Here is a 16,326-nt window from a genome sequence, read left to right as displayed (position 1 = left end):
AATATAAAAATCTGTTAACTAGAATAACTTTATTCCCTGTTTAGATAAATACGTCTAAATAGTTTGTTTATATCAGTACACGCCTTACATTAATTTATATATAATCAACGTCCTTTTTCTAACAGCTAGACACCATGAATCAAGAAGATTGGCGCTCAGTCGTACCAAATATAGATCAATATAGTAGCGTTATAGCTAATTATGACTCTATTACTCCCCTATCCTTTTTGGATCTACAACCAAGACTGAAAGCGGCTCTTATCCAGTTTGAACAGTTAAAAAACTGGACGAAAGTACTGCTTATTAATTCCCCAGATAATGCGATTTACCGAAATGCGGTCATTGATGCTATTCGTCAAGCTCATTTAGTTCCTGATGATAGAGTGGTAGTAAAAGCTGAAACATTAGAGATCAAGTCGATCTTAGGTGAGTATAAGGCGAAAAATGGCAATGTAGATAGTACTTCTCAAGGCTTACTGTCTAAGGCCAATGGTGGCTACCTGGTTGTATCTGCAAACCTCATAATGGCAAATCCATCGAGTTGGATGATATTAAAATCAGCACTACTTGGTGAAGTGGTCTCTCCAGTAAGTGCCGATCAAAAACATTTAGCAGTAAATCCCCCGAGCGAAAAGTTTGATGTAAAACTGATTGTTATTGGCGATAGAGAGCAAATGAGCGAATTAGATTACTTTGACTCAGATATTCACTCCGGATTCTGTATTTTTAGCGAAATAGAACTTGAAACGAAAATTAATGATAAACTGATTTCTCCCTATCTCGCTTATGTTAAGGGTTTAATCAATCAATTCTCCTTACCTAATCTATCAAATTGTGGTGTTGAACGACTATTGCTAGCCGGAACAAGAGAAACAGAAGACCAACACGCTGTCCCTTTGTGTCTGCAATGGCACAACTCTTTACTCTCAGAAGCCGCATTAGAAAGCGATGGTAAAAGTATTACTGCTGGTGACATCGACCAAGCGTTAGAAAAAAAATACTATCGAGAGTCTTATCTTCCTAAGCGAGCGTTAGACGATATTTTGGAAGGACAAGTAATAATCGAAACAGATGGAGAACAAGTTGGTCAGGTCAATGGATTAACCGTAGTCGATGTTCCGGGTCATCCAGTCTCATACGGAGAGCCTGCTAGGATCTCCTGTGTCATCCACTTCGGTGATGGTGATGTATCGGACGTTGAACGTAAAGCAGAGCTAGGTGGCAACCTGCACGCCAAAGGTATGATGATCATGCAAGCGCTGTTAAGCTCGGCCTTGGATCTTGATGAGCCACTCCCCTTTGCTGCGTCGGTCGTTTTTGAGCAGTCATACTGCGAAGTCGATGGTGATAGTGCGTCATTAGCCGAGCTGTGCAGCTTAGTTAGTGCGTTATCTGAGTGCCCAATAAACCAGCAAATTGCAGTAACTGGTGCTATTGATCAGTTCGGAAGAGTTCAAGCCGTGGGTGGACTTAATGAGAAAATAGAAGGTTTTTACCGTGTTTGTGAGCACCAAGGCTTCACCGGACAACAAGGTGTTATCTTACCTAAATCAAATCTAAAACATCTATCGCTTCACAAAGACGTTGTAGAAAGTATTAAAAATAGCCAGTTTCATATCTGGTCAGTAGAAAATGTAGACGAAGCGATAGCACTGGTAACTAATAAAGTATTCAGAGGCGAACACGAAGATACCATTCTCGACAGAATTTCTCAGCGAATAGATCTGTTTAATCGAGGAGAAATTCGACCAAGTTTGTTTCAACGACTAAAAAACAAGCTACTAACTAACTGATCGGACTTGATTAGCGTACACGTGTTCACTAAGATGCTGGTACGAATTATTGGAGTAGACAATATGCAAAACAAGCGCAGTTCATATAACCGTGACGATCTTTTAGCTTCTAGCCGCGGGGAACTATTTGGCCCTGGCTATCCTCAGTTACCAGCACCTAATATGCTGATGATGGATAGAGTGACATTAATGACCGAAGATGGTGGAGAGTTTGGCAAAGGCTATATTGAAGCTGAGTTAGATATCTCTCCTGACCTATGGTTTTTCGACTGCCACTTCCCTGGTGATCCAGTAATGCCCGGTTGTCTTGGACTTGACGCTATGTGGCAACTCGTGGGCTTCTTCCTTGGTTGGGTTGGAGGCAAAGGTAAAGGACGTGCGTTGGGTGTTGGCGAAGTCAAATTCACAGGTCAGATTTTACCTACAGCTAAGAAAGTAACCTATCAAATAAACATGAAGCGTGTTGTAAATCGCAGGCTTGTTATGGGTTTGGCTGATGGCCGTGTACTTGTTGACGGTAAAGAAATTTATGTCGCGAAAGATTTAAAAGTAGGTTTGTTCCAAGACACTTCTAGCTTTTAAGTTTAAGAGAAAAGCAGCGATTTGCTGTTTTTTTCTTATCTAGATATTTAGTTATAGTGCGTTAGATTGACTTATATAACCCCTAAAAAGGGGTTATAATAATGACTTATTTATTATTTATAGAGACCCGTTTGTTTGTCATCTCTAGCATCACGCCATCCACCTAGCCAAAAAGACCTAGCATCTGTTTGTTGATATGGACAATCGTCCATCGATCTTCCATTTAGACCCGCTTTATAGCCTTGAGACTGTGCTCGTTCTAGGCGATCACGTTTCTGTCTTTTCATAGTGCAGTTCCTCGTACCTTGAGATTTTACTAACTTACTACTATTACTCGGAGTGAGTGTTACTCCACCAATAAGAATGAGTGAATCAGCGTTATTTCTCAAGCACAAAAAAAGCACAGGCTCAAAAACTTGAACCTGTGCCTTATTGAAGTAAAAATTATTTTCTTCTTCTGAAACTTATTAGCGCTAAAGCGGTCAAAGTCAGCAAACCAAAACCGGCTCCTTTTCTGGAGACCTGAGGTTTAGCTGTACTTCGAGTACTAATAGAACGTTGACCGTCTGGAAGTGGAACAAGTTTAACAGACACAATTTTCTCAATACCCGAAGCATCAGCTCCACAATAGGCATTGTGCGCTGTCGATTCATATTCAACGGCTACATCGCTGGTTAACGAAGTTGTACATTTTATAGCAGTAGCTGCAATAACCCCTGCTTCATTTATGTCTGATGCGTTGATAATACGATACTTATTGTTATTAGAGCTATATGTGCCACCATTGGTCAGATCGTCAATCCACCACGCTTTATTATTAAAAGTGCCACTCACGCTAGAACCTGTGTATGGATAAACAAACCCTCTGCGACGTCGTTTTTTACCATCAACTTCACGGCTAGTCTCAGCATCAATTTGACCAACAATGATATTGTCGTTGTTAATGGCATTCGCTTCACCACCGGCGCCACTAAAGAAAATACCACCAGTTAAGAAGTTCGCTACTGGCGCACCAGAGCTCGCATCAGCAACAAATAAACGATTATTAGCTGAACCATTTTCTGGAACAGATCCTAGTCGTTTTGCTTCACCAATAACAATAAGATCATCATTAATATCTTTAGCTATAGAGTTACTGTGTACAGCAGAACCACCTACGTTATAGGTAGCATTAGTAACAAACTTGGTTTCCCATTCATTGTCTCTAGTTATGTCAAATGGTATTTTAGGTATAAACACAGCAGCCTGCATTTTTGGGTAACCACTTACATTTTCGGTATTATATCCAACCAAAACTGGCAAACCATCGTAAATGCCACCAACAGCTTTTACTGCGCCTTTAACACTCCCCATGCCAGACAACTTATTACTGTTCGAATTTGCCTGAGTATCAGCACCAGCAGCATCTCCTATACCGGTCCATGGAGAAACAACTTTACCAACAACATCACCAGCAGCACCATTTACTTGCCAAATATAAGGTTTCATTGCAAAAGCAAAATCTTGACACTCACTAAGCTTATAAGGAGTAGCGTCCGCTATGCATGTGTTTTTCGCAATACGTTCACTTGTATCATATGGAGCCACAGCAGCAGAACCAACAACATAAGTATTGAGACCATGAGAAAATGAGTCAAACGCAGTGGTTCGACCCATTTTCTCTACTATACTAGTCGCACCCTGTCGCGGCAGTAACTGGATATTATTACTATAAAAACCACGGTTTCTATATATTCTTTCGTTACTTGCTTTGTTATATATACCGCTACTGGTATTACCGATGGCGTTGGCACCATTCATTGCGTTAATCACCGTATTTACGCTATCAGCAGTTCGCTCTCCCACTACATAAACGCTGGACTCTTTTGGCGAGATAATAGCTGGCAAGGTTGTTTCAACAAATGCAGAAGCATTAGAGGGATATCCACCTCCCCATGCATTTAACTCTCTTTCAAGACCGCCTACACCCTTATCTGTTATTCCTGACCAAGTTCTCGTTGCCCAGTTACCACAAGTCGCAAATTTAAACTCATTATTACAATAGGTTTCTAACTCTGCTAACGTGTCATAGACAAAACCATTATCAATACCAAATGGCGCTTCTTGTCTATAGTTGTACCCCTTAGGGCCTTTAATGGCTTCACCAGCAAGTACGCTGTTAGCACCATCACCACAATCCACGGTAAAACAACTATCACTAGGGAGAGGGAATACCGTTGTAGTATCTTCTGCTATAGCCCTTCCATAAGTCCCCTGATACTGAGGATTATTAATTCTCACACTATCTGGTATCAAGTTTTCATAAGAATCTACTTCAACAACCCGATATATCGCAGCATTGGCACTGGTTGATGCTAAAACGAGAGCGGCTAATGTGGATAATTTAAAAATATCATTACGCATGTTAACTATTATATTCCTGTTGCATCGCTTCCAGCTCTTCCCATCGTTCAAAAGAGGCTTCTAATTGCTGTTCTTTAGCTGAAAGCTTGTCTAAAACTGGTTGTGTCACGTCGACAGACTTTGAAAAGAAGTCTGGCTGATTTACCTGTTGTTGTAATAAATCTATCTGCTCTTCTAACTCTTCCAACAACTGTGGCAATGACTCTAACTCTCTCTGCAATTTATAAGAGAGTTTTTTAGGCTTACTTCGATTTCCATCAGGTTTGTTACTTTGAGCTGCCTTTGCTGCTTTTTTCGTTTTCTCTTGCGATTGATCTGTTCTAGCAGCAATAGCTTGCTTTCGTTGTTGCTGTGCATCGTGATAGCCACCAACGAACTCTTCTATAATGCCATTACCTTCGAAAATCCAACTTGTGGTCACAGTATTGTCTACAAATTGACGATCGTGACTAACAAGAAGTAAAGTGCCCTCATAATTGGCAAGCAAATCTTCTAAAAGTTCCAAAGTTTCGATATCTAAATCATTCGTTGGTTCATCTAAGACCAGCAAATTGTTTGCTTTAAGGAAGATTCGAGCCAGCAATAGCCTATTTTTTTCACCACCGGATAACGCTTTCACCGGTGTTCTAGCTCTCTTTGGTGGAAACAAAAAATCTTGCAAATAGCTTAATGCATGCCTTTGGCGGCCGCCAACCATTACTTCTTGCTTACCATCAGCTAAGTTATCGATTACGGACTTCTCTGGATCCAGCTTCTCTCGGTATTGGTCAAAATAGGCAACTTCTAACTTTGTACCGCACCGCAATTTACCCGTTTGAGGTTGTAGCTGATCCAGTAACAACTTAAGTACGGTGCTCTTCCCACAGCCATTTGGCCCAATCAACGCTATTCGGTCACCGCGCATTATATTAAAACTAAAATCTGTGACAATTGGTTTACCGTCATACTTAAAGCCGATTTTGTCTGCTTCAAAAACGATTTTACCTGAACGCGCCGACGTATCGATCTGCAAGTTAGCTTTACCTTGAACCTCTATCCGCTCTTGTCTCTCTCGCCTTAACTGCTTTAGAGCCCTTACACGACCTTCATTTCGGGTACGTCTAGCCTTAATACCTTGCCTAATCCAAACTTCTTCTTGAGCGAGTTTTTTATCAAACTCGGCATTCTGCATCTCTTCAACGCGAAGCGCTTCTTCTTTTTCAATTAAGTAATTGTCATAGTCACCAGGAAATGAACTCAGCTTTCCTCGATCAAGATCCACAATGCGCGTCGCCATCGACTTAATAAATGCCCTATCGTGAGAAATAAAGATAATAGAACCACGAAAATCCTTTAAAAATGTCTCTAGCCATTCAATGGTTGTAACGTCTAAATGGTTGGTTGGCTCGTCGAGTAGCAGCACATCAGGATCACAAACAAGAGCTTTTGCTAATGCCGCTTTTCGCTGCCATCCCCCTGATAATGAGGTCAGTTCGACCTGACCGTCCAAACTGAGGGCGGTAAGAACGTTTTTAATTCTATCTTCAAATCGCCAAGCTCCGGAGTGCTCTAGCTGCTCTTGAATCTTGGCCAATTTATTAATGTTGCTTTCACTAGGGTCATTGGCAACAAGATCCAGTTGATCTTTATAGATCTTCAGCTGCTTTCCTGTCTCTTCTAACCCGCTAGCCACATAATCCAATACCGTCCCAGACTGGTTTCTTGGTGGATCTTGTTCTAGACGTGAAACAACAACGTCTTGAGTCACTTTCATCTTGCCGTCATCCATAATGACTTCTCCGGCAAGCACTTTCATTAAGGTAGATTTACCGGCGCCATTGCGCCCGACTAAACAGACCCGTTCATTCGTCTGTAGTGCAAAGTCAGACTTATCCAGCAAAGGGTGATCACCAAAAGCCAATTGACCATTATGTATGGTAAGTAATGCCATTATTCTCTAACCACTGTTGAAGTTGTTGTAATTCGAAAGGCCAAAATAGTTCGGAGTCGTTATATCTCACCACAGGTATTGTTACCCCGTAACGAAAAAACAGATTATCATCAAACGCAATATCGGTAATATCTGCTTTAATACCACACTGAATTAGCAGAGCGTTTGCAGACTCACATAAATGGCACCCTTCGGTACTATATAAAATAATATTATTCGCTGGCATATGTAATCAACCAACAGTTATGTATTTGCTTGTTTCTTTGGAAATCCAAAGGAAGGGTCTGCGAAGAGATATTATTTGCAGATAAGCCAAGTGCTTTCAGCCCTTCTAAATCCATTTTGAAATGACGTTTATTATTTGAAAATACGATGGTCCCGTCTGCACGTAGTCGTTGTTTTAAACTCTTCATTAATTCGACATGGTCACGCTGCACATCAAATGTTGCCTCCATGCGTTTAGAATTTGAAAACGTAGGAGGATCAATAAAGATAACATCGTACTGCTCATCCGAAGAGGATATCCACTGAAGGCAATCTGCTTGTTCAAATTTATGCTGCTTACCTACTTGACCGTTTAGCTTAAGATTATCTTTCGCCCAATCTAGATAAGTTTTTGACATATCGACTGTTGTGGTTGATTTAGCGCCACCACAAGCTGCATGAACCGTAGCAGAGCCGGTATAGGCGAACAAATTAAGGAAGTCTTTCCCTTTCGCCATCTCTGATAGTTTTCGTCGTGTAATTTTATGATCTAAAAATAAGCCCGTGTCCAAGTAATCATGCAGATTAACCAACAGCTTTACGCCGTATTCTTCTACAGCAAAATTACTCGAGCCTTGGTTTAACTTCTGATACTGAGACGAGCCTTTCTTCTTCTCACGGGTTTTTAATACCACGTTATTGGCATCGACACCCATGACTTGAATCGTCGCTCTAATAACATCCGTTAGGCGTCGTTTCGCTTTCTCTTCAGGAATGTCTTTAGGCGCGGCATACTCTTGAATCACTATTTGATCTAAATAGACGTCAATTGCAACATTATATTCAGGCAAATCTGCATCGTAGACCCTGTAGCAATCAAGTTGTTGTTTTCTTGCCCATTTAGCCAATTTTGCACGATTTTTCTTAAGTCGATTTGAGAAGTCAGGGGCAATAACCGCAAGCTGTTGCTCGTTGTCATTACTTGATTGATCTGTTCTTCGTTCAGAAACCGAATAATTTTTTTGGTGACACTGTAACGCACCGTTGTGCAATTTGAACTGTTTATCTGCCCTCATACGTAAACAACTCAATAGCTCATCAGAACTAGAGAAAATAGAAGCCGAGCATCCTGGAAACTGCTGTTTTATTTGAGCACCAAAAGCAGTATATAACGCAATTAGGCCCGGCTCTGTCCCCAGCCTTTCACCATACGGTGGATTACAAACAATAGTGCCTTGATCAAAACCTTGTGGCTTAACCAACTGAGCAGCATCACCAAGTTCAAACTGGATAAACTGCTCCACTCCTGCGCGTCTAGCGTTATCTTTAGCGGTTTTTAATACTCGTGGGTCATTATCGAAAGCGAAAAATCTAGTGTCATTATTTTTGACACCCTTTCGACCTTGCACATTCGCTTCTGCTTTCACTTCAGCCCACAATTCCGCATCGAAATCTTCTAGTGCTTCAAAGCCCCAACGAGCACGTTTAACACCTGGCGCAACATTGCACGCAATTAGAGCAGCTTCGATGATTAACGTTCCAGAACCACACATAGGGTCCAATAGAGGAGTGTTTGCCTTCCAGCCAGAGCGCATAACGATGGCCGCTGCTAATGTTTCACGTAGAGGCGCACGTCCAGCCTCAGTTCTATAACCTCGCTGATGCAAGCCGCTGCCTACCATATCAATACCAAGTATTGCTTTATCTCGGTGCAAGCGAACATGAACTCGAAGATCAGGTTGATCTTTACTGATCGTCGGTCTCTGAAGATTTTTCTTATTGAAACTATCGACTATGGCGTCTTTCACCTTCATCGCACCATACTGGCTATTGCGTATTTCTCTGTTTGTACCGTTAAAGTCTACAACGAGACTTTTATTGGCTTTAAATTGTGCTGGCCAGTTAATAGCAGAAGCCGACAAATAGAGGTCCATATCATCTTGGCAGTTAAATTCTGATAGTACTCGTACAAACCTTGAAGCAATTCGACTCCAAATGCAGCAACGATAAATTTGTTCTGCGCTTGCTTTAAAACGCACACCTGCTTGCACTGGTTTTGGGTCATTAATACCCAATTTAATAAGTTCATCTACGAGCAGATTTTCTAATCCATTCGAAGTAATCGCTAAATATTGATTCATATCGTTCTTTGTCGGCAAAAAAATGAGCTTGATTATACCTGAGAATCTCCAATATTCAGAAAATAAAGCGTAATTAATCGTACTGAACGTTCTAATTGAACAATTTTCCCTCTATATCCTTTTCTGTTAACGAAAAATCTAATTTTACGCAAAAAATGAAGTGAGCATTTACTCCCTTTTCATTCTGGACGAGTTTAATGACCCGCCAAGTAAGTGACTACTTATTCACTTCGGTTTTGGTATAGACCAGAGAGGAATTAACAGTGTAAATTAATTACAAAACGGCTTAAAACAGGAAGTTTTGACGATTGAATAGATAAAAATCGGTAATTCTATTGATAGAGTTTATGAGAATTTTTCTGTCATTTGCCCACAATGTCTCATTTGTAATAACTAGCAATTCACCCTATAGAGATGAATATGTCTTTTATTAATGGATTTATGAGGAGTTAAGATGGAAATGGGGAGGTAGATATTGGAGAAAATTGGCCTTTTATAGGCAAAAAAAATCGACCAAATAGGTCGATATAAAAATAACAAAGGAACGAATATAGATTTTAGCCAACTAACGCAATCGGCATGTCAGCAAAATTCTGATTTGCACACAACATGCGGTCGTGCATCACTTTTATCGGTTGTCCAAATGATAGCGCTTTGCGTCCATCAAGAACAAAGTCACCTTGTTCTATATAGGCACACAGACTAGCTGTCTCACATACATCGATAACAATGAAGTAGCCTTCTCCATATCTATTATGTAGATGTACGATATCACCTTCATTTGGAACGTAATCTGTGCCGCTTGGTTCAAAAAACCAACTTTTTGGCTGCACAGGTTTGTGAAATCTTTTATTAGCGACACAGTTAAGTATCAACTCTGCTTGTCTAGGTACAGAGAGATCAAGCAATGCAGCTTGGTCTTTAAAGGTTTGGAAGGAAGAGGCGTCATCAACGGTAAAATCACTTCTGCTATAAGCACAATCTACCAGTAACTTTTTTGCTAAGTTAACTTTAAACATCATATTATCGCCAAGATCCAACATAAGAGCGCTTTCGCGTTCATCGAAGAACCACGTCCATGTATCATTTGGTTTTAACATCGTTCCGTCTCTTAATTATAATATTTAAAAGTAGCTAAGCTGTATAACTACCCTGCACCAACTGTTCGATAATTTTACAAACGGATGAGAAAAAAAAAAGAGGAAAATTAATTCCTCTTTTCATTAATAAAGCAGGTTTAACTATAAATTTTTAACGATATCTTTTACCAAAACTGGGCCGTGATAAATAAACCCAGAGTAAACTTGTACAAGCTTGGCACCAGCAAGTAGTTTTTCTTTTGCTGATACATAACTATCAACACCACCTACACCAATAATAGGAATGTCATCCGCTAATTGTTGATAAAGTTTTTGAACCACTTCAGTACTACGTTTCTGTACCGGGCGACCACTTAGCCCACCCGTTTCTTCTGCATGCTTTAATCCGCTCACAACACTTCTATCCAATGTAGTATTTGTTGCGATGACCCCATCAAACTGATGTTTCTTTAACGAGGTACAAATTTGAATGATTTCATCATCACTTAAATCAGGCGCAATTTTTAACGCAAGAGGCACATACTTATTGTGGACTTTTTCAAGCTCAAGCTGCTTAGTCTTCAGATCCGACAATAATTGATCTAAAGTCTCACCATATTGAAGTGAACGTAATCCAGGTGTATTAGGTGAAGAGATGTTAACAGCGATATAACCAGCATATTGATAAACCTTATCCATGCAGATTAAGTAATCTTCACTGCCGCTTTCAATAGGCGTATCTTTATTTTTGCCAATATTGATACCAAGAACACCATCATAATTTGCGCCCTTGATGTTTTCGACAAGCTTATCGACACCATCATTATTAAAGCCCATCCGATTAATCAAGCCTTCTGCTTCTTTTAATCGAAATAGTCTAGGTTTGTCGTTACCCGATTGTGGTCGCGGTGTGACGGTACCAACTTCAATAAAACCAAAGCCCATAGCACCAAACGCATCAATACACTCACCATTTTTATCAAGACCGGCAGCAAGTCCAACGGGATTTTTGAATGTTAATCCCATACAAGTGACTTGCCGTTGAGGCAAATGCTGACGGTAAAATAGATCGAGAGGTGTACCTTGAACACGTTTAAAATTTTGAATTGCAAGATCATGTGCCTTTTCGGCATCAAGTTGAAAAAAGCCAGTCCTGGCTAGACGGTAAAGCATTTATGCCTCCGATAGAAAAAAGCCCCGTATAAACGGGGCTGTATTATTTACTTATTTGTTGAACAATTCAAATTTAATAACATCAGTTCTCGAAGTGCCACAGAAAATTTTGCAAATTCATGTACCGTACCGACTTTAAATTCGTTAAGAATATTGTCCCATCTTTGCAATGAATTTTGATTACTCTCCATCCATTCATCAAGCGCTTTGATTGGTTCGAACTGCTCAGGATTACAGCCACAATTAAGAACTTGCGCAGTTAACTGTCTCTGTTGCCAATCGAGATCTTCTCTAAAAGCAGCTCTTGCTAACGCTTGCCAATTATTGTCTACACCTTGACCATTAATCTGTTTTAGGAACCAGTGAAGAGAAATTCTATCACCAAGAGTGAAGTACAATTTTGCTGCACCTTCTATGGATTTGCCGCTCTCTTTAGCAACTGCAGAAATATCCATTGCTGAATTTAAGCTAGAAAGACGAGCAACATGGTTTGCTAATGTCTTATCGACTCCCTTTTCTACCCAAGAGTGTGCCAGATCATTATGCTCTTTTACTTCTTCAGGCACTAAGAATCGATCCAATCCTTTAGTTACCGCTAATACATCACCCTTATACTGCTCAATAAGATCATTAACCGAAGGATTACCCACACGATTTCGGATCAACCAACGCGACAAACGACGCAATGTTCTTCGTACATAAAATATCAATTCATACTGCGCTGTCGTATTGGCCTTATTATCTAATTTACGAATCTCTTTTAAAGTATCTTCGAAATTATAAATCTCTCTTGCCGCAGCATAGGCGTTTGCGATACTTGCAACCGTCGCTCCCGTCTCTTCTTGCAAGCGGGTAACAAAGTTGCAGCCCATTTCATTTACCATTTGATTGGCAAGTGCAGTAGCAACAATTTCTGATTTCAGTGGATGATTATCAGCATGCTTAATATAGTTACGGCGTAACTCCTCTGGGAAGTACTTAACCAAAAGTTGCTTATGGAAACTGTCCGAAGCAATTTCGTCACACACCAACTCTTCTTTAAGAACCATTTTTCCGTAAGCAACGAGAACAGATAATTCTGGACGAGTAAACGCCAAGCCTCTTTTTTCTCTCTCAAGCAATGTTTCATCGTCAGGAATATACTCAAGTGCCCTATCTAAATGGCCAGCCTTCTCAAGATGATGAATAAATCGAATCTGTTCCTTAACGACTGACACACCAAGTGATTCACTAACGGAAATGGATTCAGCTTGGCAGTAGGCGTCATCCAAAACAATTTCACCAACTTCATCTTCCATCTTAACCAAGATTTCATTGCGCTGCTTTATAGTGAGATCGCCATTTGCTACTAAGCCATTTAGGAAGATCTTAATATTTACTTCATTATCAGAACAATCGACACCACCAACATTATCAACAAAGTCAGTATTAACTCGTCCACCTTTAAGCGCGTACTCTATACGCCCCATCTGAGTTAAACCTAAATTGCCCCCTTCGCCGATCACTTTGGCATTGACATCTTTGCCATCAATTCTCAGACCGTCATTGGCTCGGTCACCAACATCAACACTTGTCTCTGTTGAGGCTTTAACATAAGTGCCTATGCCGCCATTCCAAAGTAAATCGACATTCATCTGCAAGATCATCTTAATGAGATCATTTGGTGCTACCGATGATTTTCGTGTGCCCAATAATTTTTGGATCTCAGGTGTTAATTTGATCGACTTGGATCGTCGAGAAAAAATACCACCACCTTTAGAGATCAATTTCGCATCATAATCTTCCCAACTGGATCGTGGCAGCGCAAACAATCTATCACGCTCTTTCCAGCTTTTTGCCGAATCTGGATTAGGATCAATAAAGATATGCATGTGGTTAAACGCGGCTTGTAAACGTATATGCTTAGATAGCAGCATACCGTTACCAAATACATCTCCCGCCATGTCACCAATACCAATCACGGTAAAATCGGTTGTCTGGCAATCAATATTCATTTCTCTAAAGTGGCGCTTAACGGATTCCCAGCCCCCTTTCGCCGTAATTCCCATTGCTTTGTGGTCATAGCCATTTGATCCACCGGAGGCGAATGCATCTCCTAACCAAAAGTTATACTCTTCAGATACTGAGTTAGCTAGGTCAGAAAATGTCGCTGTACCTTTATCTGCGGCAACAACTAAATACGCATCATCTTCATCATGACGAACAACATTTATTGGCGGAGATACCTGACCATCGACAATATTGTCAGATACATCAAGTAGTGCTCGAATGAACTTTTTATAGCAACGTTGTCCTTCAGCAAAAATTTCATCTCTGCCAGATAAAAGATGCTGTTTCTTACAGACAAAACCACCTTTCGCGCCAACTGGAACGATAACAGTATTTTTTACCTGTTGTGCTTTCACTAAACCAAGAATTTCTGTTCTAAAATCTTCTTGTCTATCAGACCAACGCAAGCCACCTCTGGCAACCTTTCCGCCACGTAGATGCACACCTTCAATATCCGGGGCATAAACAAAAATCTCAAATGCGGGTACTGGCGCCGGTATCTCTGGAATATCACTAGGTTTAAGCTTTAAAGAAAGCCAAGTTTTGCAGCGGTTGAACTGATCAGTTTGATAATAGTTGGTTCTTAATGTCGCCGAAATCATATCAATATAACGTCGAATGATACGATCATCATCCAAGCTCTCAACATGATCTAACTGATCGGTTAACTTGGCAATGAGATCGGCTTGTCCTTTCTTGCTTCCTTTAAATTTCGGATCAAAACGTTTAGTAAACAGCGCAACCAAACCTTGAGCAAGCTCTGCATGAGAGGTTAATGTATCCTCGATATAGTTTTGACTAAATGGGAAACCAACTTGGCGCATGTAACGAGCATAACTTCTTAATATCGTCACTTCACGGCCGGTTAATCCTGCACCTAATATGAGCCGGTTAAAGCCGTCGCTCTCTAATTCACCATCCCAAATAGCCGCAAATGCTTGTTGAAAACGATCTCGCGCTTCTCTTAGATCTATTCGAGTATCACTTCGGATCAACATGGAGAAGTCTAAGATCCAATAAACGGTGCCGTTGGCTTTTCGGATCTCATACGGTGATTCTCCAACAACTCGCAGACCTAAATTTTCTAACATAGGCATCACGTCAGATAGATGAATAGGCTCATCACGATGATAGAGTTTTAAATGTATTACTTTTGAGTTGGACGCCTCTTCTTGCGGACGATATAACAGCATTCCTAATTTATTATCATCACTTAACGCTTCTAATCGCTCAATATCGGCAACCGCGGTACCTGGCATTACATCCGATTTGTATGAATTAGGAAATGCACGTTTAAAACTCTTTGAAATCGGTACCCCTTTACTCTCACCAAGGTTGGCAATAATGGCACTTTTTAGTCTGTCGTCCCAAGTAGAAGATGCTTCCATTAAATTATGCTCTATCGCTTTTACGTCTATATTAATGTTGTTATTGTCAACGCGAACAATATAGTGTGTTCTCGCTAATGAACTCTCAGAGAAGAAAGTGGTGAATTCCACGTCCCTATCAGACAGACAGTACTGTTTGAGTAATCGCTGGGTTTGTCTTCTTAACTCAGTGTTGTATCGCTCTTTAGTAACATAAACCATACAGCTGAAAAAACGGCCGAACGGGTCTTTCCGGACAAACAGTCTCACAAGATCACGCTCTTGCATTTGAACGACACCGGTTCCTACTTCAAGTAATTCTTCTTCTTTAGCTTGTAGAAGTTCATCGCGAGGGAAGTTTTCTAAAATATTGTGCAGTGCTTTATAAGAGTACGAACCGATCTGGTAACCACTAGCTGCCAGTATGCGTTCAACTTTTTGTCCTACTAACGGAATACTAAACACGCTCTGGTTATAGACAACCGAGGTATACAGTCCAGTAAATCTATGCTCACCAATCACCTTTCCATTTTTATCAAATTTCTTAATACCGATGTAATCGGTATACGCTGGTCGGTGAATTCGTGAAGCAGCGTGACCTTTTGTTAAAATCAACAAATAAGGTTTGGTGGCTTCAGCTTGTGCTGACTCTGCGAACTCGGAAAGCTTCACCGTTCTAACACGACGATCTACGGCAAATAGTCCCAGCCCTTTTTCTTTGGTTGGCGTTAACTGTTTCTCTCCGTCTACTTCCACCAAGTCATACTCTTTATATCCCATAAAGGTAAAATTATGGTCTCCGAGCCAACGAAGAAACTGCAAACTCTCCCCTAAGCGTTCTGGCGGTAGCGGAATAGAGTCGACGCTTTTCTCTACCTGTTTCGTCACTTGCTGAAGTTTTTCCGCCATCGGTTTCCAGTCAGAAACCACCAGTCCGGTATCTGTTAACACATCGATAAGCTCTTGTTTAAGCCCAACCATTTCTGATTTTTCATTTAAACGGTCAACTTCGATATGAAAGAGTGACTGGTATTTGCCCTGTCCGGTATTAAGGCCAACAATCTTCTCGTTTTGTTCATCGCGTTCTACTTGAGTAGGACCATGCAGAATAAAGTGGCAATTAAGATCTAATCTATCCAGAGCCATTTTTGTTGAGTCAACGAGAAATGGACTGTCTGGAACAACAATCTCTACGATGGTATGGGTTGACTGCCAACCATGTCGACTAAGCGTTGGGTTAAACACCTGAACGGAAATTTGTTGCTGTTTTGTTTCTAAAACATGTTGCCATAAACTAACTATTGCTCCATATAGATCCGACTCATTTCTATGAATCAAATCGTCTTGTGCAATGTTATTGAACATGTATTGTGCAAGCTGCGTAACCAAAGGTCTCTGTGTAAGTTCAACTTTGTCTTGAATTAATTGGTAAACTTTTTCAAGTAGAACCGGTACTACTGGCTCTCGTGCGGTCATGTTAACGCTCCAAATTTAGTCGATTCAGGGGAAAATACCGACACCAATCTTTGTTAGTGTGTATCTACATTGTAAAAGCAATATTGTATTTTAGTTAACAGCTTTAGAGGGATAATAAGATGAAATGTC

At 40.6% G+C, this 16,326-nt stretch carries 10 protein-coding genes; 2 read left to right on the top strand and 8 right to left on the bottom strand.

Features of this window, described 5'->3' with window-relative positions; translation table 11 throughout:
• Nucleotides 1–134 precede the first annotated feature (134 nt).
• Both F0227_RS04325 and fabA read left to right on the top strand, forming a co-directional pair.
• Complete coding sequence (locus tag F0227_RS04325) at nt 135–1,793, top strand: Lon protease family protein (protein WP_171751952.1); 1,659 nt, start codon at nt 135–137, stop codon at nt 1,791–1,793.
• Nucleotides 1,794–1,856: 63 nt separating this feature from the next.
• Complete coding sequence (fabA, locus tag F0227_RS04320; protein ID WP_171751951.1) at nt 1,857–2,375, top strand: bifunctional 3-hydroxydecanoyl-ACP dehydratase/trans-2-decenoyl-ACP isomerase; 519 nt, start codon at nt 1,857–1,859, stop codon at nt 2,373–2,375.
• Nucleotides 2,376–2,488: 113 nt separating this feature from the next.
• On the opposite strand, the gene rmf is transcribed toward fabA, so the two are convergent.
• The 8 genes from rmf to F0227_RS04280 all read right to left on the bottom strand — a co-directional run bounded on the left by rmf (nt 2,489) and on the right by F0227_RS04280 (nt 16,197).
• On the bottom strand, nt 2,489–2,662 hold the full coding sequence (rmf, locus tag F0227_RS04315) for a ribosome modulation factor (RefSeq protein ID WP_171751950.1): 174 nt from the start codon (nt 2,660–2,662) through the stop codon (nt 2,489–2,491).
• Nucleotides 2,663–2,819: 157 nt separating this feature from the next.
• Nucleotides 2,820–4,778 carry a DUF3466 family protein gene (locus F0227_RS04310; RefSeq protein ID WP_171751949.1) on the bottom strand — a complete coding sequence of 653 codons (1,959 nt, stop codon included), beginning with the start codon at nt 4,776–4,778 and terminating at the stop codon, nt 2,820–2,822.
• Nucleotide 4,779: 1 nt separating this feature from the next.
• Nucleotides 4,780–6,708 (bottom strand): ABC transporter ATP-binding protein, encoded by a 1,929-nt coding sequence (locus tag F0227_RS04305; protein WP_171751948.1) that lies wholly within the window; start codon nt 6,706–6,708, stop codon nt 4,780–4,782.
• Nucleotides 6,686–6,934: a glutaredoxin family protein gene (locus F0227_RS04300; protein ID WP_171751947.1), complete on the bottom strand. Its 249-nt coding sequence runs from the start codon at nt 6,932–6,934 to the stop codon at nt 6,686–6,688. The genes F0227_RS04305 and F0227_RS04300 overlap by 23 nt, the downstream gene beginning before the upstream one ends.
• Nucleotides 6,921–9,053, bottom strand: a complete 2,133-nt coding sequence (gene rlmKL, locus F0227_RS04295; protein WP_171751946.1) for a bifunctional 23S rRNA (guanine(2069)-N(7))-methyltransferase RlmK/23S rRNA (guanine(2445)-N(2))-methyltransferase RlmL — start codon at nt 9,051–9,053, stop codon at nt 6,921–6,923. The genes F0227_RS04300 and rlmKL overlap by 14 nt, the downstream gene beginning before the upstream one ends.
• A 557-nt stretch (nt 9,054–9,610) precedes the next feature.
• Entirely contained in the window at nt 9,611–10,153 is a 543-nt protein-coding gene (locus F0227_RS04290) for a cell division protein ZapC (RefSeq protein ID WP_171751945.1), read from the bottom strand.
• A gap of 141 nt (nt 10,154–10,294) precedes the next feature.
• Complete coding sequence (gene pyrD / locus F0227_RS04285) at nt 10,295–11,305, bottom strand: quinone-dependent dihydroorotate dehydrogenase (protein ID WP_171751944.1); 1,011 nt, start codon at nt 11,303–11,305, stop codon at nt 10,295–10,297.
• A 47-nt stretch (nt 11,306–11,352) separates the two neighbouring features.
• The gene (locus tag F0227_RS04280; RefSeq protein WP_171751943.1) at nt 11,353–16,197 is read right to left on the bottom strand and encodes an NAD-glutamate dehydrogenase; all 4,845 of its coding nucleotides are present in this window, start codon (nt 16,195–16,197) and stop codon (nt 11,353–11,355) included.
• Nucleotides 16,198–16,326 lie beyond the last annotated feature (129 nt).

The organism is Vibrio sp. 99-8-1 (assembly GCF_013114595.1).
Lineage (GTDB): Bacteria > Pseudomonadota > Gammaproteobacteria > Enterobacterales > Vibrionaceae > Vibrio.
The sequence above is the reverse complement of the archived record's forward strand: the minus strand, read 5'-3'. Positions and strand labels throughout refer to the sequence as shown.

Excerpts from the sequence above, each read along its gene's own strand:
- F0227_RS04325 (WP_171751952.1), top strand. The coding sequence starts at position 135 with ATGAATCAAGAAGATTGGCGCTCAGTCGTACCAAATATAGATCAATAT.
- fabA (WP_171751951.1), top strand. The coding sequence starts at position 1,857 with ATGCAAAACAAGCGCAGTTCATATAACCGTGACGATCTTTTAGCTTCT.
- rmf (WP_171751950.1), bottom strand. The coding sequence starts at position 2,662 with ATGAAAAGACAGAAACGTGATCGCCTAGAACGAGCACAGTCTCAAGGC.
- F0227_RS04310 (WP_171751949.1), bottom strand. The coding sequence starts at position 4,778 with ATGCGTAATGATATTTTTAAATTATCCACATTAGCCGCTCTCGTTTTA.
- F0227_RS04305 (WP_171751948.1), bottom strand. The coding sequence starts at position 6,708 with ATGGCATTACTTACCATACATAATGGTCAATTGGCTTTTGGTGATCAC.
- F0227_RS04300 (WP_171751947.1), bottom strand. The coding sequence starts at position 6,934 with ATGCCAGCGAATAATATTATTTTATATAGTACCGAAGGGTGCCATTTA.
- rlmKL (WP_171751946.1), bottom strand. The coding sequence starts at position 9,053 with ATGAATCAATATTTAGCGATTACTTCGAATGGATTAGAAAATCTGCTC.
- F0227_RS04290 (WP_171751945.1), bottom strand. The coding sequence starts at position 10,153 with ATGTTAAAACCAAATGATACATGGACGTGGTTCTTCGATGAACGCGAA.
- pyrD (WP_171751944.1), bottom strand. The coding sequence starts at position 11,305 with ATGCTTTACCGTCTAGCCAGGACTGGCTTTTTTCAACTTGATGCCGAA.
- F0227_RS04280 (WP_171751943.1), bottom strand. The coding sequence starts at position 16,197 with ATGACCGCACGAGAGCCAGTAGTACCGGTTCTACTTGAAAAAGTTTAC.